The organism is Pseudomonas fluvialis (genome assembly GCF_002835605.1).
In the GTDB taxonomy this organism is placed as follows: Bacteria; Pseudomonadota; Gammaproteobacteria; order Pseudomonadales; family Pseudomonadaceae; genus Aquipseudomonas; species Aquipseudomonas fluvialis.
Window position 1 is genome coordinate 65,735 of the sequence record NZ_PIYS01000010.1, and the last position, 20,546, is coordinate 86,280.

General features: G+C 64.3%; 19 protein-coding genes and 1 tRNA gene. 2 read left to right on the forward strand and 18 right to left on the reverse strand.

The features are described 5' to 3' along the window. Positions 1–8 precede the first annotated feature (8 nt). The 16 genes from CW360_RS07150 to CW360_RS07225 all read right to left on the reverse strand — a co-directional run bounded on the left by CW360_RS07150 (position 9) and on the right by CW360_RS07225 (position 14,433). Complete coding sequence (locus CW360_RS07150; protein WP_101193224.1) at positions 9–518, reverse strand: DUF2878 domain-containing protein; 510 nt, start codon at positions 516–518, stop codon at positions 9–11. Continuing rightward, positions 511–1,782, reverse strand: coding sequence for an SAM-dependent methyltransferase (locus tag CW360_RS07155; RefSeq protein ID WP_093985197.1), 1,272 nt, complete (start codon positions 1,780–1,782; stop codon positions 511–513). The genes CW360_RS07150 and CW360_RS07155 overlap by 8 nt, the downstream gene beginning before the upstream one ends. Beyond that, positions 1,769–2,581 (reverse strand): DUF1365 domain-containing protein, encoded by an 813-nt coding sequence (locus tag CW360_RS07160; RefSeq protein ID WP_101193225.1) that lies wholly within the window; start codon positions 2,579–2,581, stop codon positions 1,769–1,771. Before CW360_RS07160 ends, CW360_RS07155 begins: the two co-directional genes overlap by 14 nt. Further along, positions 2,578–3,825, reverse strand: a complete 1,248-nt coding sequence (locus tag CW360_RS07165; protein ID WP_101193226.1) for an NAD(P)/FAD-dependent oxidoreductase — start codon at positions 3,823–3,825, stop codon at positions 2,578–2,580. Before CW360_RS07165 ends, CW360_RS07160 begins: the two co-directional genes overlap by 4 nt. Then, positions 3,822–4,598 (reverse strand): SDR family NAD(P)-dependent oxidoreductase, encoded by a 777-nt coding sequence (locus CW360_RS07170; protein WP_101193227.1) that lies wholly within the window; start codon positions 4,596–4,598, stop codon positions 3,822–3,824. Before CW360_RS07170 ends, CW360_RS07165 begins: the two co-directional genes overlap by 4 nt. After that, positions 4,595–5,020: a nuclear transport factor 2 family protein gene (locus tag CW360_RS07175; RefSeq protein ID WP_093985193.1), complete on the reverse strand. Its 426-nt coding sequence runs from the start codon at positions 5,018–5,020 to the stop codon at positions 4,595–4,597. Before CW360_RS07175 ends, CW360_RS07170 begins: the two co-directional genes overlap by 4 nt. Then, the gene (gene phrB, locus CW360_RS07180; RefSeq protein WP_101193228.1) at positions 5,013–6,443 is read right to left on the reverse strand and encodes a deoxyribodipyrimidine photo-lyase; all 1,431 of its coding nucleotides are present in this window, start codon (positions 6,441–6,443) and stop codon (positions 5,013–5,015) included. Before phrB ends, CW360_RS07175 begins: the two co-directional genes overlap by 8 nt. Further along, a complete protein-coding gene (locus CW360_RS07185; protein ID WP_101193229.1) occupies positions 6,440–7,369 on the reverse strand; it encodes a MerR family transcriptional regulator in 930 nt (309 codons plus the stop codon). The genes phrB and CW360_RS07185 overlap by 4 nt, the downstream gene beginning before the upstream one ends. A gap of 3 nt (positions 7,370–7,372) precedes the next feature. After that, entirely contained in the window at positions 7,373–8,332 is a 960-nt protein-coding gene (locus CW360_RS07190) for a YbgA family protein (RefSeq protein ID WP_101193230.1), read from the reverse strand. A gap of 179 nt (positions 8,333–8,511) precedes the next feature. Then, positions 8,512–8,880 (reverse strand): PilZ domain-containing protein, encoded by a 369-nt coding sequence (locus CW360_RS07195; RefSeq protein WP_101193231.1) that lies wholly within the window; start codon positions 8,878–8,880, stop codon positions 8,512–8,514. Positions 8,881–9,057: 177 nt separating this feature from the next. Continuing rightward, positions 9,058–9,133, reverse strand: a tRNA-Trp gene (locus tag CW360_RS07200). A 51-nt stretch (positions 9,134–9,184) separates the two neighbouring features. Further along, complete coding sequence (glyA, locus tag CW360_RS07205) at positions 9,185–10,438, reverse strand: serine hydroxymethyltransferase (RefSeq protein ID WP_101193232.1); 1,254 nt, start codon at positions 10,436–10,438, stop codon at positions 9,185–9,187. 104 nt (positions 10,439–10,542) lie between these two features. Next, positions 10,543–11,037 (reverse strand): TIGR00645 family protein, encoded by a 495-nt coding sequence (locus tag CW360_RS07210; protein WP_093985187.1) that lies wholly within the window; start codon positions 11,035–11,037, stop codon positions 10,543–10,545. A 73-nt stretch (positions 11,038–11,110) separates the two neighbouring features. Further along, positions 11,111–11,446 carry a PA4575 family protein gene (locus tag CW360_RS07215; protein WP_101193233.1) on the reverse strand — a complete coding sequence of 112 codons (336 nt, stop codon included), beginning with the start codon at positions 11,444–11,446 and terminating at the stop codon, positions 11,111–11,113. A gap of 50 nt (positions 11,447–11,496) precedes the next feature. Further along, a complete protein-coding gene (locus CW360_RS07220; RefSeq protein ID WP_101193234.1) occupies positions 11,497–13,965 on the reverse strand; it encodes a Lon protease family protein in 2,469 nt (822 codons plus the stop codon). A gap of 144 nt (positions 13,966–14,109) precedes the next feature. Further along, complete coding sequence (locus CW360_RS07225; RefSeq protein WP_101193235.1) at positions 14,110–14,433, reverse strand: TraR/DksA family transcriptional regulator; 324 nt, start codon at positions 14,431–14,433, stop codon at positions 14,110–14,112. Between the two features lie 192 nt (positions 14,434–14,625). On the opposite strand from CW360_RS07225, the gene CW360_RS07230 reads away from it, so the two are divergent. Together CW360_RS07230 and CW360_RS07235 are read left to right on the forward strand one after the other, a co-directional pair. Beyond that, the gene (locus CW360_RS07230) at positions 14,626–15,114 is read left to right on the forward strand and encodes a DUF3015 domain-containing protein (protein ID WP_093985183.1); all 489 of its coding nucleotides are present in this window, start codon (positions 14,626–14,628) and stop codon (positions 15,112–15,114) included. A gap of 70 nt (positions 15,115–15,184) precedes the next feature. Continuing rightward, on the forward strand, positions 15,185–17,029 hold the full coding sequence (locus tag CW360_RS07235; RefSeq protein ID WP_101193236.1) for an Lnb N-terminal periplasmic domain-containing protein: 1,845 nt from the start codon (positions 15,185–15,187) through the stop codon (positions 17,027–17,029). 50 nt (positions 17,030–17,079) lie between these two features. Here the strand turns inward: CW360_RS07235 and gdhA are convergent, their stop codons facing one another. Together gdhA and ettA are read right to left on the reverse strand one after the other, a co-directional pair. Continuing rightward, complete coding sequence (gdhA, locus tag CW360_RS07240) at positions 17,080–18,417, reverse strand: NADP-specific glutamate dehydrogenase (protein ID WP_093985181.1); 1,338 nt, start codon at positions 18,415–18,417, stop codon at positions 17,080–17,082. Positions 18,418–18,606: 189 nt separating this feature from the next. Further along, positions 18,607–20,274, reverse strand: a complete 1,668-nt coding sequence (gene ettA / locus CW360_RS07245; protein WP_101193237.1) for an energy-dependent translational throttle protein EttA — start codon at positions 20,272–20,274, stop codon at positions 18,607–18,609. Positions 20,275–20,546 lie beyond the last annotated feature (272 nt).

Here is a 20,546-nt window from a genome sequence, read left to right on the forward strand (position 1 = left end):
GGCCGGATTCACTGGCTGGCCAGACGTTGCCGTTGCAGGCTGGCGAAACCATGCAGCAGCGGTAGCAAGACGGCCCAGCAGCCGGCGAGGATCAGCAAGCTGGGCCACAGGCCCAGCGGCATCCCGACACCGGCCAGTTGCGCGCCAGCGTAGTAGGACAACGGCCCGCCGCATGCGCCGAGCAGGCTGGCACGCCACCAGGGCCGTGCGCTCCAGGCCAGGCAATGATTGAGCGTGGTGCCGAACAGCAGCCACAGGGCGGCCAGCCAGAGTGGCAGCAGCAGGCTGTCGCCAGCAAAATCGAGCACGCCCATTTGCAGCAGGGTACTGTCCAGTGCCGCGCCGCTCAGCAGCACGCTGACCAGCAGGCGGCCTTCGGCGTGCCAGCCGGCCACCCAGCGCAGGTGGATGGCCAGCAGCAACGGCACGCCGAGCAGCAGCCAGGGCTGCTGAGCGGCGAATACGCAGAGGAACCAGCCGAGCTGAAACAGCAGGGCGTTGAGCAGCAGTTTATTCATCGAACTTTCCCAGGAGCGGCAATGGCCGGGCCTGCGGCTTGGCCAGCAGCAGGTGCGCGGTGCCGATGCTGCGCTCGAGGAAGCCGCCTTCGCAATAGCACAGGTAAAACTCCCAGAGACGGAAGAAGTACTCGTCGTAGCCCAGTTCGGCCAGTTTGCCGCGCGCCTGGCGCAGGCGTTCGTGCCAGTGGCGCAGGGTGCGGGCGTAATGCAGGCCGAAATCTTCCAGGTGGTGCAGGTTGAGGTCCGTGTCGCGGCCAACGATTTCCAGCATCTTGTGTACCGAGGGCAGGGCGCCGCCGGGGAAGATGTAACGCTGGATGAAGTCCACCGAGCGGCGGGCCATTTCATAGCGCTGCTCGCGGATGGTGATGGCCTGCAGCAGCATCAACCCGTCGGGTTTGAGCAGGCTGGCGCACTGGCGGAAATAGGTGGGCAGGAAGCGATGACCCACCGCTTCGATCATCTCGATCGACACCAGCTTGTCGTATTCGCCACGCAGGTCGCGGTAGTCCTCCAGCAGCAGGGTGATGCGATCCTGCAGGCCCTGAGCCTCGATGCGCGCCTGGGTGTAGGCAAACTGCTCGCGCGACAGGGTGGTGGTGGTCACCCGGCAGCCGTAGTGGCTGGCGGCATAGATGGCCATGCTGCCCCAGCCGGTGCCGATTTCCAGCAGGTGATCGCTGGGCTTGAGGTCGAGCTTCTGGCAGATGCGCTCCAGCTTGTGTAGTTGCGCCTGCTCCAGGTCGTCGCAACCGGGCGGGAACATCGCCGCCGAATACATCATGGTCGGATCAAGGAACTGCTCGAACAGGGCATTGCCCAGGTCATAGTGCGCGGCAATATTGCGGCGCGCGCCGCTGCGGGTATTGCGGTTGAGCCAGTGCAGGGCCTTGACCAGCGGTCGGCCGAGGCTGGCCAGGCCACGCTCCATGGCGTCGAGTACGTCGAGATTGGCGACGAACAGGCGCACCACGGCGGTCAGGTCGGGGCTGCACCAGTAACCATGGATATAGGCCTCGCCGGCACCGATCGAGCCGTTGCCGGCGATCAGGCCCCAGGCAGCGCTGTCGATAATTTCGATCTCGGCATGCGGACCGTGCCCACCCGGGCCGAACTCCATGCTTTCGCCCTGTTCGATGACGCGCAGCTGGCCATGGCGCAGTTGGCCAAGCTGGCGCAATACCGCGCTGCGCAGCAGGCCATTGGCCAGGCCGGTGTGGCTGAACAGGCGCGCTTTGCCGGTGAGGCTAGAGGTTTTCATCGGCTGACTCCTTGTGACGAAACTGAGCGACCTGGAACTGGCCCAGGGCCGGCTGATGGTCATGGATGGGGGTACGTTTGAGCAGCAGGCGCAAGGCCTGCCAGTAGATGCCTAGCACGGCCTTGCCGGTCATCCACGGAAAATGCCGCAGGTAGCGATGCAGGCTGCGCTGGTCCAGTGGCTCGCGGCGCAGGCTGAGGCTGGCATCGAACAGCTTGAGCGGGCCCTGCCAGTCGGCCATGTGAATGCCCAGGCGCTGGCCCGGTGGGCTGAAGTGCATGTGGTAATCCACCTCGCGGGGCAGGTAGGGCGAGACATGGAAACACTTCGCCACCGCGAAGAACTGCGGGCCGTCGCCCTGGGCGGGTAGCACGTAGTGATAGCGTTCGCGCCAGGGGGTATTGCTGACCTCGACGAGGATCGCCTGCAACTGTTCCTGGCGATCGAAACAGTAGAAAAAACTGGCCGGGTTGAAACTCAGTCCCCAGCAGCGCAGCTGGGTGAGCAGACGGACCGGGCCGTCGATATCGCGGCCGAGCGCCTCGTGCAGACGCTGGCGCACCGCTTCACGCAGTGACAGGCCGCTGCCGGTCAGGCCCGGCAGGTAGTCCTGCTCGCGGAACGCCAGTGGCCGCCAGCGCTGCGAGCCCAGGCAGCGACTGAGTTGCAGGAGCTGCGGCAGTTCGTCGAGGTCGAGGTAGAACAGGCCGATGGCATAGTTGAAGGCGTGTGCACGCGGAGCAAAACGCCGGTGCCCAACCTGGCCGAGGTACAGCGCGCTGTGCTGTAGCGCGCTCACAGTTGCTCCCCGAAGGCGCTGGCCACGCGCAGCGCGCTGACCACGCCGTCCTCGTGGAAACCGTTGGCCCAGTAGGCGCCGCAATAGTAGCTGTGCTGCACACCATGGATTTCTTCCCAGCGTGCCTGGGCGGCCATGCCGGCCAGGCTGTACTGTGGATGGGCATAGCGAAAGCGCGCCAGCACCTTGTCGGGTGCGATCGCCTCGCTCTGGTTGAGGCTGACGCAGAAGGTGTGCGGGGCCTTGATGCCCTGCAGGATGTTCATGTTGTAGGTGACCGCCGCCGGCTGCTGGCGTGGTCCGCCCAGCCGGTAGTTCCAGCTGGCCCAGGCCAGCGGGCGGCGCGGCAGCAGGCGGGTGTCGGTGTGCAACACCACATCGTTCTCGGCGTAGGGCAGGGCTCCGAGAATCTGTTGTTCGGCTTCGCTGGGTTTTGCCAGCAGGGCCAGCGCCTGATCGCTGTGACAGGCCAGTACTACCTTGTCGAAGCGTTCGCTACCCGCTGCGCTGTGTACGGTGACGCCGCTGGCATCGCGTTCGATGCGCTGTACCGGGCAGTTGCTGCGGATGTGCTGCAGGAAGTCGCGGGTCAGCGGTTCCACGTAGGCACTGGAGCCGCCCTCGATGACATACCACTGAGGGCGATCACTCACCGAGAGCAGCCCGTGGTTGCGGAAGAACCGCACGAAGAATTGCAGGGGGAAGCCGAGCATGCCTTCCAGCGACATCGACCAGATCGCTGCGCCCATCGGCACGATGTAGTGGTCGATGAAACGCTGCCCATAGCCATTCTGCTGCAGGTACTGGCCCAGGGTCAGGTCGGCGGCGATGCGCCCTTCCTCCAGGTCACGCAGCGCTTCGCGGTTGAAGCGCAAAATATCCTGCAGCATGCCCCAGAAGCGCGGTGACAGGAGGTTGCTGCGCTGGGCGAACAGGCTGTTGAGGTTATTGCCGTTGTACTCCACGCCGCTTCGTGGGTCGTGTACGGAAAAGCTCATCTCGGTGGGCTGGTAGCGCACGCCAAGCTGGCGCAGCAGGTGGATGAAGTTTGGATAGGTCCAGTCATTGAAGACGATAAAGCCGGTGTCGATGGCGTAGTGCTGGCCATCCAGGCTGACCGGTACGGTATGCGTATGCCCGCCTACCCAAGACTCGGCTTCGAAGAGGGTGATGGCATGGCGGCGATTGAGCAGGTAGGCGCAGGTCAGGCCGGCAATGCCGCTGCCGATGATGGCGATCTTCATGGTCGTGATTCCTTGTGAACGGGGCGCGCCAGGCGGCAGCCAATGGCCAGCTGCCAGCGTTGCGGCAAGCTGCCCAGCAGGCGCAGCAGGCTGATGAAGGGGCCGGGGAAACGGATTTCCAACGGGCGCGCCGGCAGGCGCGTGATGATCTCGCTGGCGGCACGCTCGGCTGTCCAGCGCATCGGCATGGGGAAATCGTTACGCTGGGTCAGCGGGGTGTCGACAAAGCCGGGGCTGATCAGCGTGACCGCGATGTCCTCACTGGCCAGGGCAATGCGCAGGCTTTGCAGCAGGTAGCGCAGGCCGGCCTTGGAGCAGCCGTAGGCTTCTGCGCGGGGCAGCGGCAGGTAGGTGACCGAACTGCCCACCGCGACCAGTTGCGCCTGTCGGCCACGGCGCAGCAGCGGCAGGCCCGCCTCGATGGCATAGGCCACCGAGAGCAGGTTGCTGCGCAGCATGCGTTCGATACTGGCTGCCTGGAAAGCGCCCGCTTCGACATATTCGCAACTGCCGGCATTGCACAGCAGCATATCCAGTGCGCCCCAGTGGGCATCGATGGCCTGGGCGACGGCCTGTACCTGGCTCTCCTGACCGAGGTCGCCCGGCAGGACCAGCACCTGTCCGGGATAACGTTCGGCAAGGGCCTGCAGCGGCGCCTCACGTCGCGCGCTGAGGGCCAGGCGTGCGCCCCGCTCGAGCAACTGTTCGGCCAGTGCCAAACCGATACCACTGCTGGCACCGGTCAGCCAGATCCGTTGTTCCGTCCAGCTCATGCCAACCTCCGTTTCAACCAGGCAATCACCCGCCCGAGTAGTGGCAGATGTTCATACAGCAGGGCGCCCGCATCGAAATAGTCGCGATGGCGGTAGACCCGGCCATCTCGCCACAACAGGTGCGAGCAACCGTCCACGCGGATCAGTGCACCACCTGCCAGACGCGGGTGGCGGTAGCTCATGGTCCAGCGCAGGTAGCCTTCGCCTTCGCGCAGGGTGTCGAAGGCGTAGACATCGAAGCGTAGTTCGCGCACGTTGCTGTACAGCTCGGCAAAGTAGCGCTGCAGGGCCGCCAGGCCCTGTATCTCGTGCAGCGGATCGCGGAACAGGATGTCCTCGCTGTACAGCTCCGCCAGCTGGTGCAAGTGTGCGGCATCCAGACTGGCGAAACGCTGGGCGAAGTGGCGCAGGAATTCACTCATGGCTGCGCTCCAGGGCCTTGAAGGCGGCAAGTGCGCGGCTGCGGCTGGCCGCCAGGTCGACCAGCGGACGTGGGTAGTCGGCTATCCCGAACAAGCCGCCGAGCCGCGCTGGGTCATGGATGTCGCGCTTGTTCAGGCCGGCCAGGGCTGGCAGCCAGTGGCGGATGAAGGTCCCGTCCGGGTCGAAGCGCTGTGATTGGGTGATCGGGTTGAACAGGCGGAAGTAGGGCACGGCATCGGTGCCGGTCGAGGCGCTCCACTGCCAACCGCCGTTGTTGGCGGCCAGGTCGCCGTCGATCAACTGCTCCATGAAGAAGCGCTCGCCATGTCGCCAGTCGATCAGCAGGTTCTTGCAGAGGAACATGGCGACGACCATGCGCAGGCGATTGTGCATCCAGCCGGTGGCGCGCAACTGCTGCATGGCCGCATCGATCAGCGGGAAACCGGTGCGTCCTTCCTGCCAGGCCAGCAGCTGGTGTGGAGCATCGCGCCAGGCCAGTGCCTCGGTCTCGCGGCGAAAGGCACGGCCCATGGAGAGGCGGGGATGGGCGACGAGGATATGTTTGTAGAACTCGCGCCAGAGCAGTTCGTTGATCCAGCAGACCACACCGGGGTTGCCGCTTTCGAACTCGCCCTGGTTGTGCTGCAGAGCCGCGTGCAGGCATTGGCGGGGCGACAGTACGCCGGCCGCCAGATAGGGCGACAGCTGGCTGGTACCGGGCAGGGCCGGCAGGTCGCGCTGGCGGTCGTAGTCCTCCAGCCGCGCTTCGGCGAAGCGCTGCAGACGTTGCAGGGCTTGCTGTTCGCCGGCCGGCCAGAGCTGGCGCAGACTGTCCGTGGGGCGGGCAAAGCCACTCACCTGCTCGGGCAGCGGATCGCTGGCCAGGGGCAGCGCGGGTTGCGCACGCGGGCGTGGCAGGGGCGTTGGCAGGTGACGGGCGAGTTGTCGATAGCAGGCCTTGCGAAACTGGCTGTACACCTGGAAGCACTGTCCAGACTGGGTCAGCAGACTGCCAGGGGCGAACAGCAACTGGTCGAGATGGCTATGCCAGGCGACGCCCGCGCGGGCCAGGCAGGCGGCTACCGACTGATCGCGACGGGTTTCGTTGACGCCGTATTCGGCGTTCACCTGCACGGCACGTACCTGCAGTTGCTGGCAGAGGGTGAGGAGCAGTTCGCCAATGTCCTGCCAGTGCTCGACCTGGCGAATCAGCAGTGGTACGCCGAGGGCGTTGAGCTCGTCGCGCAGTGCGTGCAGGTTGCGCAGCCAGAAATCGACCTTGTTCGGCGAGTCGTGGTGCGCCTGCCACTGGGCCGGGCTCAGCACATACAGGGCTACGGTCGGGCCATTGGCCATGGCTGCGTTGAGTGCCGTGTTATCGGTACTGCGCAGGTCATTGCGCAACCAGTAGAGCTGGGTCATGTGGGCGATCCTTGTGCGCTGCCAAGCAGTTCCAGATGTTGCAGGCTGTGCAGGGCGGCCAGCGGGCCGGCAGCCAGGTGCAGGCCTGGCAGGTCCTGCAGGCTCGCTGCATGAATCTGGCTGGCTGGGCCGGCGAGCAAGAGCGGCACCGGACTGCTGGCCAGCAAACGGGGCAGTTGTTGTTGCAGGAGGGGGCTCGGCAGGCTGTCGCTGGCATACAGCAGCAGGGCCCGCGGCTGCATGTGTTCAATGGCCAGCAGCAGTTCATTGGCCGGCAGCGGCCAGTCGAATACCTCGCTGGGGCAGGCCGCGCTGACACAGAGCCAGGCGGTCAGCCAGAGGCCAGGCTCAAGCGGACGCTGCGAGAGGTTGACCAGCAGCAGCGGGGCACCGCCCAGCTGGCGATTCTGGTGATAGAGGCGCGCGCCGAGTTTGCTGCGCAGCCAGGAGTGAAAAAACACCCGCTCCAGCTCGGCGCCGAACTGGCCTTGCCAGCGTTGCTGCAGGCTGTCGAGTAACGGCAGGAGCAGCTGTGCGCAGAGGGTAGCGGGCGGATAGAGGGTAAGCGCCTGGTTGAACAGGTCATCCAGGCGTCGCTCGGCTTGTTCGGCGATGGCTTGCAGAAGCTGCTGGCGCTGCTCCTGCCAGAGGTTGTGCGCCAGCGGCTGGTGTTCCTGGCGTTGCAGCAACTCGCTGACCTGGCCGACCGAGACGCCGCGCCCCAGCCAGGTGAGGATTTGTCGGATGCGCTCCACCTGGCCCGGTGGATACAGGCGGTGGCCCTTGCCAGTGCGCTGTGGTTGCAGCAGGCCATAGCGTCGCTCCCAGGCGCGCAAGGTGACCGGATTGACGCCGGTCTGCCGGGCTACGTCACGAATCGGCAACCAGCCGGCAGCCAGTGCGCTGCTGTAATCTTCGGGCTGCATGGTTTAGAGCGCGTTGCGCAGGCTGAGGCGCTCCGGATGCGGCTGCAGATAAGCCTGCTGCGCCACATAGGGATGCGGATGGCGACGGAAGTGGTACTTGAGCAGAGTCAGCGGGACCACCAGCGGGACGATACCTTCCCGGTACTGCTCAATGAGTTGCACGGTATCGCGTTTCTCCTCGCTACTCAGTGCATGCTTGAGGTAACCGAACAGGTGCTGCAGTACATTGCTGTGGCTGCCGCGGCTGGCGGTACGACGCAAGGCCTGCATCAGGCGGCTGAAATAGTCGGCGGCAAACTGCTCAAGGTCATGCTGGGCAATGCTGGCCAGTTGCCGGCCCAGCTCTTTGTAGGCCTGCGGATTATTGGCCAGCAGCTGGTACTTGTAGCGTGCGTGAAATTGCAGCACGCCACGTCGGCTCAGGCCGGCTCGGCACAAGCGTTGCCATTCGGCATAGGCGTATACGCGGGTGATGAAGTTCTCACGCAGCACCGGGTCGTTCAGGCGGCCGTCTTCTTCTACCGGCAGGTCGGGGCGCAGCGCCATGAAACGGGCTGCATAGATACCCGCTGCCCCTCCCTCGGCCGGATAACCATTGTCCTGATAGAGCTTGACCCGCTCCATGCCGCAGGACGGCGACTTCTGCATGAGGATATGCCCGCAGATATCGTCGAGTTCGCCGGCCATGCGTTCGGCGTAGTCGCGCAGCGCATCAGTGACATCCAGCTCGCGCTGGACGGTCCCTACGGCACGCGGAGATTGCGCATCACCGACCAGGCGGATCGGTTGGCGGGGGGTGCCGAGACCGATGCCGACTTCCGGGCATACCGGAACAAACTCGAAATGTTCGGCCAGGCTCTGGCTGCACAGGCGCGATTCCTTGTGGCCGCCGTTGAAGCGCACGTTGGCGCCGAGCAGGCAGGCGCTGATGGCGAGCTTGGGCTTGGGCATCGACGTATGCATGGAGCCTCCCAGGATGTGTTGTACAAAACTTAACTGTTGTACAGCTTGTGTTCATCTTAGGTGTGCCGTTGTACAAGTCAATACTTTTGTATAGCTCTGCTGGAAAAGTTGTACATAAAGATGACGGGCACACAGCAAAACGCCGCCCGGAGGCGGCGCTGTGCAGGTCGGCAGCAGTGTCAGTTATCGCTGAGGGCGGCAAGCTCGCGTTCCAGCAGGCTGCTGTCGCCCAGGTTGAGTTCGACCAGGCGGCGCAGGTGGCTGATCGATTCGAGGTCGATGTGCTGGCAGAGGAAGCCCAGTAGTCCCTGGCTGTCGCGGGTGAGCTGTACGTCCATCTGTACCTGGGTGCCGTCATCCAGGCTCAGGCGTGCTGTGAAGGGTTGTTGCGGATCGCCGTGCCAGATTGCCGGGCAGCGTACCAGCAGGCCGCGCAGGGAGATGTCGAGCAATTCTACCGGCCACTGATGATCCCCCTGGCTGAGCACGGTGGCGGCGTCGAAGGCAATGCGCTGGAAGCGCCGGCGCTCTTGGCTGGTATCGGTCATTGCTGCACTCCTGACTGGGTTTTCCACACTATAGCAAGTGTCGGGCGGAAGACGTTGTACGGCGTGTGCGCGGTGCGGCAAAGCCAGTAGATGGCTGGTGCGGGGAGTGCAGGGCAGGACGGGGGGCGGGTAAAACACAAAGGCCCGACATAGTGCTATGCCGGGCCTTTGCCTGTTTGGCAGGCCAGGAGGGAATCGAACCCCCAACCTGCGGTTTTGGAGACCGCCGCTCTGCCAATTGAGCTACTGGCCTAAACAGTGAATGAGTAGCAGGTTGGGCCTGCCACTCAGGTAACGCAGTGTATCAGTTGCCGTACACCGGCAGACGGGCGCAGACGGCCTTGACCTTCTCGCGTACCGCGTCGATCACCGACTCGTCGCCCATGTTCTGCAGGATGTCGCAGATCCAGCCGGCCAGTTCGCGGCACTCGGCTTCGCCGAAACCACGGGTGGTGACGGCCGGAGTGCCGATGCGCAGGCCGGAGGTGACGAAGGGCGAACGCGGGTCGTTCGGCACGCTGTTCTTGTTCACGGTGATGTAGGCGCGACCCAGAGCGGCGTCGGCGTCCTTACCGGTGATGTCCTGCTTGATCAGCGAGAGCAGGAACAGGTGGTTCTGCGTGCCGCCGGAAACCACGTCGAAACCGCGCTCGATGAATACGCTGGCCATGGCCTGGGCGTTCTTCACGACCTGCTGCTGGTAAGCCTTGAACTCCGGCTGCAGGGCTTCCTTGAAGCACACGGCCTTGGCGGCAATCACGTGCTCCAGCGGGCCGCCCTGGCCGCCCGGGAACACGGCGGAGTTGAGCTTCTTCTCGATCTCCTCGTTGGCGCGCGCGAGGATCAGACCGCCACGCGGACCGCGCAGGGTCTTGTGGGTGGTGGTGGTGACCACGTCGGCGAACGGTACCGGGTTCGGGTACACGCCGGCGGCAACCAGACCGGCCACGTGGGCCATGTCGACGAACAGGTAGGCACCGACCTTGTCGGCGATGGCGCGGAAGCGGGCGAAGTCCAGCACCTGCGAGTAGGCGCTGAAGCCGGCGATGATCATCTTCGGCTGGTGCTCGACGGCCAGGCGCTCGACTTCGTCGTAATCGATCAGGCCGGCGTCGGTGATGCCGTACTGTACGGCGTTGTAGATCTTGCCGGAGAAGTTGACGCTGGCGCCGTGGGTCAGGTGGCCGCCGTGGGCCAGGCTCATGCCCAGTACGGTGTCGCCCGGCTTGACCAGCGCTTGGAACACGGCGGCGTTGGCTTGCGAGCCGGCGTGCGGCTGGACGTTGGCGTAGTCGGCGCCAAACAGCTCTTTGGCGCGATCAATGGCCAGTTGCTCGACGATGTCGACGTACTCGCAACCACCGTAGTAGCGCTTGCCCGGGTAGCCTTCGGCGTACTTGTTGGTCAGCACACTGCCCTGGGCTTCCATGACGGCCGGGCTGGTGTAGTTCTCCGAAGCGATCAGCTCGATGTGATGTTCCTGGCGCTGGGCTTCTTGCTCCATCGCGGCAAACAGATCGGCGTCGAAACGGGCGAGGGTCAAATCACGGCTGAACATGGCAGTCCTCTGCGGGGCGGTGCTGGAAAAAGGCGGGCATTCTAACTCAAGGTTGGGGCGCTGGCATATGAAAGGCCGTCATCGGCATGACAAGTGGCGTTCACTCAGTGGTCATGCTTGGTCAGCTTGTCCAGATAGCCCATGGCGAACGCCGAGGCGACGAAGGTCAGGTGCAGGATGACGTACCACATCAGCTTGCTGTCGGGGATGTTCTTGGCATCCATGAATACCTTGAGCAGGTGGATCGAGGAGATGGCCACGATGGATGCCGCGACCTTCATCTTCAGCGAGCCGGAGTCCATCTTGCCCAGCCAGTTGAGCTTCTCCTTGCCTTCATCGATGTCCAGCTGCGAAACGAAGTTCTCGTAGCCGGAAATCATCACCATCACCAGCAGGCCACCGACCAGGGCCATGTCGATCAGTGACAGCAGCACCAGAATCAGGTTGGCCTCGGCCATGCTGAAGACATTGGGCAGGATGTGGAATACTTCCTGGAAGAACTTCAGTGCCAGGGCCAGCAAGGCAAGCGACAAGCCGAAATAGATGGGCGCCAGCAGCCAGCGCGAGGCATACATGGCGTTTTCCAGAAAGCGTTCCATGGGGTGACTCCAAGCCGGAAAAAACGGGTCGCAAGTATACCCGTGGCCCCCATCCAGACAAGCACGAGCCCATTCACAGATGTTGCGGGCAATACCAGGGACGGCTGTGCGGCTGGTGCTGGAGACGGCGTAGCTCGGCTTGGAGCGGCAGGCTCCACAGTGCTGGCTGGGCGCTGCTCTGGTAACCCAGCGCCTGCAGGTTTGTGATGATGGCTTGCAGCCCGCGCTGCGCCTGTAGTTCACCGTGGAACGGACCCTGGCTGCGCAGCGCACTGACTGGTTCGCCATCGCGGCCGGCGGCACATAGTATCCACCACAGGCCGCTGCCATCACGCAGGGCGCGGGCCTGACATTCGATGCGCAGGCGCAGGCCGAGGCAGTCGCGGATCAGACAGAAGGTCGTCGGCATGGCGGCAGTCCTCGCAGCGGGGCTTATCCGCAGCTTAGCAGCCGCCTGGGTCAGGCGCCGTCGCCGCTCTTGGCTTTGTCCGCGGCCGGTTGGCGGGTGCGCCGCGATTTGCTGACCGGGGCCTCTTCGGCCTTGTCGTTGTCGTCGTCCAGACCCTGTTCGGCAATCTCGCGCAGGCGGGCTACCACGCGGGCATTCAGGCTGCCCTCGGGGAAATTCCCCTGCGCATCGGCCTCGCCAGCCGCCTCGCCGGCCAGCAGGCTGAGTGCCTGGTCGGCATGGCTGACGGCAAATACGTGGAACTGTCCGGCGTGCACTGCCTGCAGCACGCGTTCGTCGAGCATCAGGTTGCTGACGTTGGCACGCGGGATAATCACGCCCTGCTCGCCGCTCAGCCCGCGCGCCTGGCACAGGCGGAAGAAGCCTTCGATCTTTTCGTTGACCCCGCCGACCGCCTGCACTTCGCCGAACTGGTTGATCGAGCCGGTGATGGCAAAGCACTGCTTGAGCGGCGCACGGGCCAGTGCCGAGATCAGTGCACAGACCTCGCCGAGGGCCGCGCTGTCGCCATCGACGTAGCCGTAGGACTGTTCCAGGGCGATGCTTGCGGAAATTTCCAGGGGAAACTCCTGGGCGTAGCGGCTGCCCAGGTAGCCGGTGAGGATCATCACGCCCTTGGAGTGAATCGGCTGACCGAGGTTGACCTCGCGCTCGATATCGACGATGCCGCTGCCGCCCGGGTAGACGGTGGCGGAAATTCGCGCCGGCACACCGAAGGCCGAGTCGCCTACCTCCAGTACGGTGAGGCCGTTGCACTTGCCAATGGCCGCGCCGGCGCTGTCGATAAGGATGGTGCCATCGAGCATGTCGTCGAGAATGCGCGCCGACACGCGTCCGGTGCGGTCGGCCTTGGCCTTGAGGGCGCGTTCGATATGGCCGACGTCGGTCAGCTCGGCACCGGCCAGCTGACGGACGAAATCCGCTTCGCTGACCAGCTGGAACAAGTCGCCGATGCGTGCCGACAGACGTCCCTGGTGTTCCGCCAGGCGCGCGCTGTAGGTGGCCAGGCGGGCCACGGCGGCGGCGCTCAGCGGGGCCATGCCTTCTTCGCTGGTGCGGGTTTTCAGCAGCTGGGCGAACTGTTCCAGGCTGTCCTCGGCCAGGGGGATCTCTTCGTCAAAGTCCACCAGGACGCGGAACATCTCCTGGAAGTCCGGGTCGAGGTCCTGCAGGGTGTAGTACAGCTCGCGGGAGCCGATGATCAGCACCTTGACCTGCAAGGGGATGCGCTGCGGATTGAGGGTGACCGTGGCGATGCGCCCCAGTTCGACCAGCGGCGCTTCCATCTTCAGCTGGCGCGAATGCAGGGCACGCTTGAGGGCGTCCCAGACAAACGGCTCGGAGAGCAGTTTCTCGGCCTCGACGATCAGGTAGCCGCCGTTGGCACGGTGCAGCGCACCGGCACGCAGCTGGCGGTAGCTGGTGTAGAGCGCACCCTGGTCGGTGTTGTACTCGATGCGCCCGAACAGGTTGTCGTAGGTCGGGTGCGGCTCGAAGATCACCGGTGCGCCGGCGCCCTCGGCATGGCCGACCAGCAGGTTGGGGGCATATTGCTCTTCGAGCAGCTCGCGCCGCTGCAGTTCGGGCTTGCTGTCGTCGACCAGTTGATCGACCACGGTGCGCCGCAGGTTGTCATGCATGGCCTGCAGGTAGGCGAGGATGCCGGGGTTGTCGGCATGCCGTTGCAGCAGCGGGTCGAGCAGCGGGGCCAGGGCCTGGCTGATGGTTTCCTCGTTGAGCTGACGCAACTGGTTGCTGGACTCGCGCTTCCATTGCGGGAGATTGACCAGTTCCTCGTTGAGGCACTCCTCGAGCTGTGCGATGTCCTCGTGGAACTGCTCGCGGACACTTTCGGGAAGCTGGGCGAACTCGGCCTCATCCAGCGCCTTGCCATCCTGCATGGGGGTGAAGGCGATGTTGCTGCTGTCGCGGTACAGCGCGACGTTCTTTTCCAGCGCACGCTTTTCCAGGTTGTCCAGGGCGCGGTCGTAACGCTGGTTGAAGGCGCGGTCGATGGCGCTTTTCTTCTGTTGGTAGGTCGGCGCCTCGAACACCGCCGGGAAGGTGGCGAGCAGGTTGTCGATCAGCTGGCTGATCTCATTGCAGAAGCTGGCTGCCTGTCCTGCCGGCAGACCCAGCGCATGGGGCTCGCGGGGTTCGGCGAAATGGTTGATATACAGCCAGTCGCCCGGGGTGGGCTGGCGCTTGGCTTCGGCACGCAGGTAACGCTGGCTGAAGGAAAAGCGTCCCGTGCCCGACTCGCCCATGACATACAGGTTGTAGCCGGGGCGCGGCATGGCCACGCCGAACTGCATGGCTTCCACCGCTCGCTCCTGGCCGAGCACGCCGCGGAACGGTTCCAGTTCATCGGTGCTGGCAAAGCTGAACTGCTCGGGACTGAATGGGCGGGCGAGGGACTGCACGGGCAGGCGCAGCGCGTTGGCAAGGGTATCGGGCATGGCGAATCCTGGGGGCGGTGGGGCGAATGCGCAGGCACATCACTGCATTGGGCGAACATTCTGGCCGTCACCTGCCCCGCCAGCAAGGTTGGCCGGCTGCACTCAGGCAGCCCGGGGCGCCCTTGCCGGCGTTTTTCCTGCTGCTCAGCCCGCCTGGTCGGCGCAGTTCAGGCAGTATTCCGCCGCCGGCAGGGCTTGCAGGCGGGCGGGACTGATGGCTTCACCGCAGCGCTGGCACAGGCCGTAGCTGCCCTCGGCCAGGCGTAGGCGGGCCAGACCCACCAGGCGCATGCCGGCTTCCGCTTCGGCGAGCAGGGCATCCAGCACTTCGTCGTTCTGTCGCTCGACGGCCTGTTCGGCGAAGTCGGCGTCGTGCGCCTGAGCGAGGTCGCGGCGGATCGCCGCAGCACGCTGGCTGTATTCGGCAAGCAGTTGTTCCAGTGCGGCGGCGGGGTCGAACGTAGACATGCGGGCACCTCGGTGTGCAGGAGAGTGCTATCAGTGTGGCGCGTGTGGTGATGGGCGCCGTGACATGGATCAAGCGTTGTATTTTGCGGGCTATTGCCGGCTCTGCGCCTTGACAGGGCGCGGCGCTTGCAAAATGCTGACACACAGGTTGGCAATGACGCCGACCCCATGACCAGAAGAAGAGATCAGCATATGAAACGAGTTCTGTTTGCTAGCTTGCTTGCAGTCACCTCCGCCAGCGCCTTTGCCGAGGCTCCGGGCGGCCCGAACTGTGGCTGGGGCAACATGCTGTTCAAGGGCCATAGCGGCATGCCCTCGCACTTTGTCGCCTCCACCACCAACGGCACCTCGGGCAACGCCACCTTCGGCATGACCTCGGGCACCAACGGCTGCTCCACCAGCGGCGTACTGACCTACGGTGGGAAGCCGATGCTGGTACTCAGCGGCATCATGGACGAGCTGTCCGAAGACATGGCCAAGGGTGAAGGCGAAGCGCTGACCACCTATGCCGTGGTACTGGGCGTGGCGCCGGAAGACCGCGCGCATTTTGCCGCGGTGACCCAGGCGCACTTCAGCGAGATTTTCAGCGCTGCCGATGTCAACGAGCAGCAGGTGCATGAAGCCACGCTGGCCGTGCTGAAGGCTGACGCGCGCCTGGCCAAGTACGCCAAGCAGGCCTGATTGGCGTTCTGACCCTCCCTGCGGCGGCCGGTGTAGATCGGTCGCCGCTGCTTTTTCCGGTTGTCCCCCCATGCGAAGATTTCTCTTGCCGCTGCTCCTGGCCAGCGCTGGCGGCGCTCAGGCGGCTGCGTCCGCGTTGCCTCTGGCCGAACTGGCTGAACAGCCGTTCTGGCTGGCCCTGGGACATTACGAAGCGGCGCGCCTGGGTGGCTGGCGTAGCCATGTCGACGATGCGCAGTTTTTCCTCGCCGAGCAGGGCGCGCACGATCCGCAGGCCGAACTGCGTGCGACCCTGGCGGCCCTGTACGCGCCGCTGAGCGACGCCGATCAGCATGCGCAGTGCCGCTATCCGGCGCGTACCCGCTGGCTGCGCGAGCAGTTGCAGCTGGATGACCTGCCGGCGGTGACCTGCAGTGAATACGAAGCCTGGCTGGCCGACGTCAATCCGCACAGCACGGTTTTGGTATTCCCCGCGGCCTACCTGAATAGTCCTTCGTCGATGTTCGGACACACGTTGCTGCGCATCGACCCGCCAGACTTTGCGCAAAGCACGGCGATGCTCAGCTATGCGCTGAATTTCGGCGCCTATATCGAGGGTAGCGACAACAGCATCCTGTATGCCTGGAAAGGCCTGATGGGTGGCTACCCCGGGCTGTTTGCCCTGTTGCCCTACCGCGAGAAACTCAGCGAGTACAGTCGTCTGGAAAACCGTGACCTCTGGGAATACCGGCTGAATCTCTCGGCCGAGGAAACCCAGCGCATGGTCGAGCATGTCTGGGAACTCAAGCAGGTCCGCTTCGACTATTACTTCTTTGACGAAAACTGCTCCTATCGCCTGCTGGAGCTCCTCGAAATTGCCCGTCCCGGCCTGCGGCTGACCGAGCAGTTCCCGCTGACCGCGATTCCCGCCGATACGGTCAAGGCCGTCAAGCAGGCGGGGCTGGTCGAGCAGATCGACTACCGGCCGTCGCGCGAGCGTGAACTGCTGACCCGCCGTGCCGGGCTGGACGCCACTGAACAAGACTGGGCACTGCGCCTGGCCGATGACCCTGCCCGGCTGGAGGACGCACAGTTCCGCGCGCTGCCCTTGCCGCGTCAGGCCCAGGTGCAGGATACCGCCTATCGTTTGCTGCGCTACCAGGCCACGGGTGAGGCGCGTGACAGCCAGGTGGCACAGCGCAGCCTGCGTCTGTTGCAGGCCATCAACCGCAACCCTCCCGAGCCCTTGCAGGTCGAGCGGCCGGGGTTGCCGGAAGAGGGGCATCAGTCACGTACCTGGCAACTTGCCCTGGGTAGCCAGGAGGGGCGCAGCTACGCCGAGTATGGCTTGCGCATGGCCTATCACGACCTCAACGACAACGCGCAGGGCTTCCCGTTGGGTGCGCAGATCGAGATCCTGGGGATGCAGGTGCGTCAGTACGAAGGCAACCACTGGCAGCTGCAGCGCCTGGACCTGGCCAATATTCGCTCGCTGACCCCGCGTAACCGCCTGTTGCAGCCGATCAGCTGGCAGGTCGGCGGCGGCCTGGAGCGTGTGCTGGGCGAGGAAGGGCAGCGCGAGCTGGTCGGGCATCTCAGCGGGGGTGCCGGCGGCAGCTGGCAACTGAGCGAGAGGCTGCTGGGCTTCGCTATGGGTACGGCGCGGGTTGAGCACAATGCCCAGTTCGGCAACCTGCTGGAGCCGGCGGTGGGTTTCAATACGGGGCTTTTGTGGCGCAACGGGCTGGGTAATCTGAGCCTCGAGGGGCGTGGCGACTACTTTGCCAATGGCGAGGTACGCCGCAGTCTGGCGCTGCAACAGCAGTGGGAGTTGGGTGCTGATCTGGCGCTACGCCTGGCGGCGCGCCGTGAGTTTAGTCAGTGGACGCCAGCGCAGAACGAGGTGCAGCTACAGCTGCGCTGGTATCACTATTGAGCGGGGAGCGCCTGCCCGGGGCCAGATGGCTCGGGCAGGCGTCGGCGTGATCAGACCACGCCCTGGGCCAGCATGGCGTCGGCTACCTTGACGAAGCCGGCGATATTGGCGCCCTTGACGTAGTTGATGCGGCCATTTTCCTCGCCGTAGTGCACGCAGGCGTGGTGAATGTTCTGCATGATGCCATGCAGGCGCTCGTCCACTTCGCCGGCTGTCCAGTGTAGGCGCATGGCGTTCTGGCTCATTTCCAGGCCGGAAGTGGCCACGCCGCCGGCGTTCGAGGCTTTGCCCGGGGCGTAGAAAATGCCGGCCTCGACGAACAGGTCAACCGCTTCCAGGGTCGACGGCATGTTGGCGCCTTCCGCGACGCAGAAGCAGCCATTCTTCAGCAGGGTGCGGGCATCGTTGCCGTCCAGCTCATTCTGCGTGGCGCAGGGCAGGGCGATGTCGCAAGGCAGTTGCCAGGGACGCTGGCCCGCGAGGAACTGCAGGCCGTAATGCGCGGCCATTTCGCTGAGGCGGCCGCGACGGACGTTTTTCAGGTCCATCAGGTACTGCCATTGCTCTTCGCTGAGGCCGGCCTCGATGAACAGGGTGCCTTCGGAATCGGACAGGGAAATCACCGAGCCGCCCAGCTCCATGACTTTCTGCGCGGCATATTGGGCTACGTTGCCCGAGCCGGAGATGGTCACGCGCTTGCCATCGAAATCCTGGCCATCGCGCTTGAGCATTTCCTGGGCAAAGTACACGCAGCCGTAACCGGTGGCTTCCGGACGAATCAGGCTGCCGCCATAGGTCAGGCCCTTGCCGGTGAGCACCGAGGTGAACTGGTTGGACAGGCGCTTGTACTGGCCGAACAGGTAGCCGATCTCGCGGCCGCCGACGCCAATATCACCGGCCGGAACGTCCAGATCGGCGCCGATGTGGCGGTACAGCTCGCTCATGAACGACTGGCAGAAGCGCATCACTTCACCTTCGCTCTTGCCCTTGGGGTCGAAGTCCGAGCCGCCCTTGCCGCCGCCCATGGGCAGCGAGGTCAGCGAGTTCTTGAAGACCTGCTCGAAGGCGAGGAACTTCAATACGCCCAGGTTGACCGACGGATGGAAGCGCAGGCCGCCCTTGTAGGGGCCGATGGCACTGCTCATCTGGACACGGTAGCCACGGTTGACCTGTACCTGCCCGGCATCGTTGACCCACGGTACGCGGAACAGGATGACCCGCTCAGGCTCGACCATGCGCTCGAGGATGCCGGCATCACGGTAGTGCGGGTTGGCTTCGAGGAACGGCCAGAGGCTGCGCAGGACTTCCTCCACGGCCTGGTGGAATTCGGGTTGTTCAGGGTCACGCCGCTTCAGGCGGGCGAGGAAGGCATCAACGTTTTCGCTCATGGCAGTTCTCGATAGCTCAAAAAATGGGAGTACGCGTTTTTTGCGCGGACTCTACCAAAGGAGGCGTGCCTTGCAATAGAGCAAAACGTCGCTTTCATGTACTTATTTGGTGCAAAAACATAAAAGCTTGTGTGAAAACAAGAAAAAACGGAGCCATTAAGGCTCCGTTTCGGTGCGGCTTGCGTCCTTTTATTGGGCTAGTTTCTTGTAGCGTACGCGGTGCGGCTGCGCAGCGGCATCGCCCAGGCGCTTCTTGCGGTCGGCTTCGAATTCGCTGTAGTTGCCTTCGAAGAAATTGACCTTGCCGTCGTCCTCGTAGGAGAGGATGTGCGTGGCGATGCGGTCGAGGAACCAGCGATCGTGAGAAATCACGATGGCCGCGCCGGGGAAGTCCAGCAGCGCTTCTTCCAGGGCGCGCAGGGTTTCCACGTCGAGGTCGTTGGACGGTTCGTCGAGCAGCAGCACGTTGCCGCCCTGCTTGAGGGTCAGCGCCATGTGCAGGCGGCCGCGCTCACCCCCGGAGAGATCCTTGACGAACTTCTGCTGGTCGGCGCCCTTGAAGTTGAAGCGCCCGACGTAGCCGCGCGACGGCACCTCGTAATTGCCCACCTTGATCATGTCGAAGCCGTCGGAGATCTGCTCCCACACGGTCTTGCTGCCGTCGAGCATGTCGCGGCTCTGTTCGACGCTGGCGATCTGCACGGTTTCACCAATCTCGATGGTCCCGGAGTCCGGCTGCTCCTTGCCGGTGATCATGCGCAGCAGGGTCGACTTACCTGCACCGTTGCCGCCGATCACGCCGACGATGGCGCCTTTGGGGATGCTGAAGGACAGGTCGTCGATCAGCACGCGATCACCGAAGGACTTCGACACGTTATGGAAGTCGATGACCTTGTCGCCCAGGCGCGGGCCGGCCGGGATGTAGATCTCGTTGGTTTCGCTGCGCTTCTGGAATTCCTGCGACTGCATTTCCTCGAAGCGTTGCAGGCGCGCCTTGGACTTGGCCTGACGCGCCTTGGCGCCCTGGCGTACCCATTCCAGTTCGGCCTTCATGGCCTTGGCATGCGAAGCCTCGGCCTTGGCTTCCTGGGCCAGGCGGTTGGCTTTGGATTCCAGCCAGCCGGAGTAGTTACCCTCGTAGGGGATGCCGTGGCCACGGTCGAGCTCGAGAATCCAGCCGGCGACGTTGTCGAGGAAGTAACGGTCGTGGGTAATGGCTACCACGGTGCCGGGGAAGTCGTGCAGGAAGCGCTCCAGCCAGGCCACCGAATCGGCGTCCAGGTGGTTAGTCGGTTCGTCCAGCAGCAGCATGTCGGGTGCCGACAGCAGCAGGCGGCACAGCGCCACGCGGCGCTTCTCGCCACCGGACAGGTGTTCGATCTTGGCGTCCCATGGCGGCAGGCGCAGAGCGTCGGCGGCCACTTCCAGCTGGCGCTCCAGGTTGTGGCCGTCGGAGGCCTGCAGGATGGCTTCCAGCTTGGCCTGCTCGGCGGCCAGGGCGTCGAAGTCGGCATCCGGCTCGGCGTAGGCGGCGTACACCTCGTCGAGGCGCGCCTGGGCTTGCTTGATCTCACCTACGGCCTCTTCGACGATGTCGCGCACCGTCTTCTGCGGGTCGAGCTGCGGCTCCTGCGGCAGGTAGCCGACCTTGATGCCCGGCATCGGCCGGGCCTCGCCGTCGATCTCGGTATCGACACCGGCCATGATGCGCAGCAGGGTAGATTTACCCGCGCCGTTCAGGCCCAGCACACCGATCTTGGCGCCAGGGAAAAACGACAGAGAGATGTCCTTGAGGATTTCACGCTTGGGGGGAACGACCTTGCTCACCCGATGCATGCTGTAGACGTATTGAGCCATGACGGACCTTGCTAGCGATCTGAAATAAAGCGCGTTGGCGGCGATTGGCTCGCCCGCGCGCGCGTGGCGCAAAGCTACCGGAATGCGCCAGACAGGGCAAACCGCCCGGCGCCTGCGGCTGGCACTTTGCCGGTGAAATCGGCATTCTTGCAGGTTGGCAGGCAACCCCTGATGTGCCGGATGGTCAGAGTGGTGGTGCTGCCTGTGTCTAGCAGGCCGTTGAAAAACTACCTGCGTTGGCAATACAGCGTTGAAAACAGCCTCAAAATGCT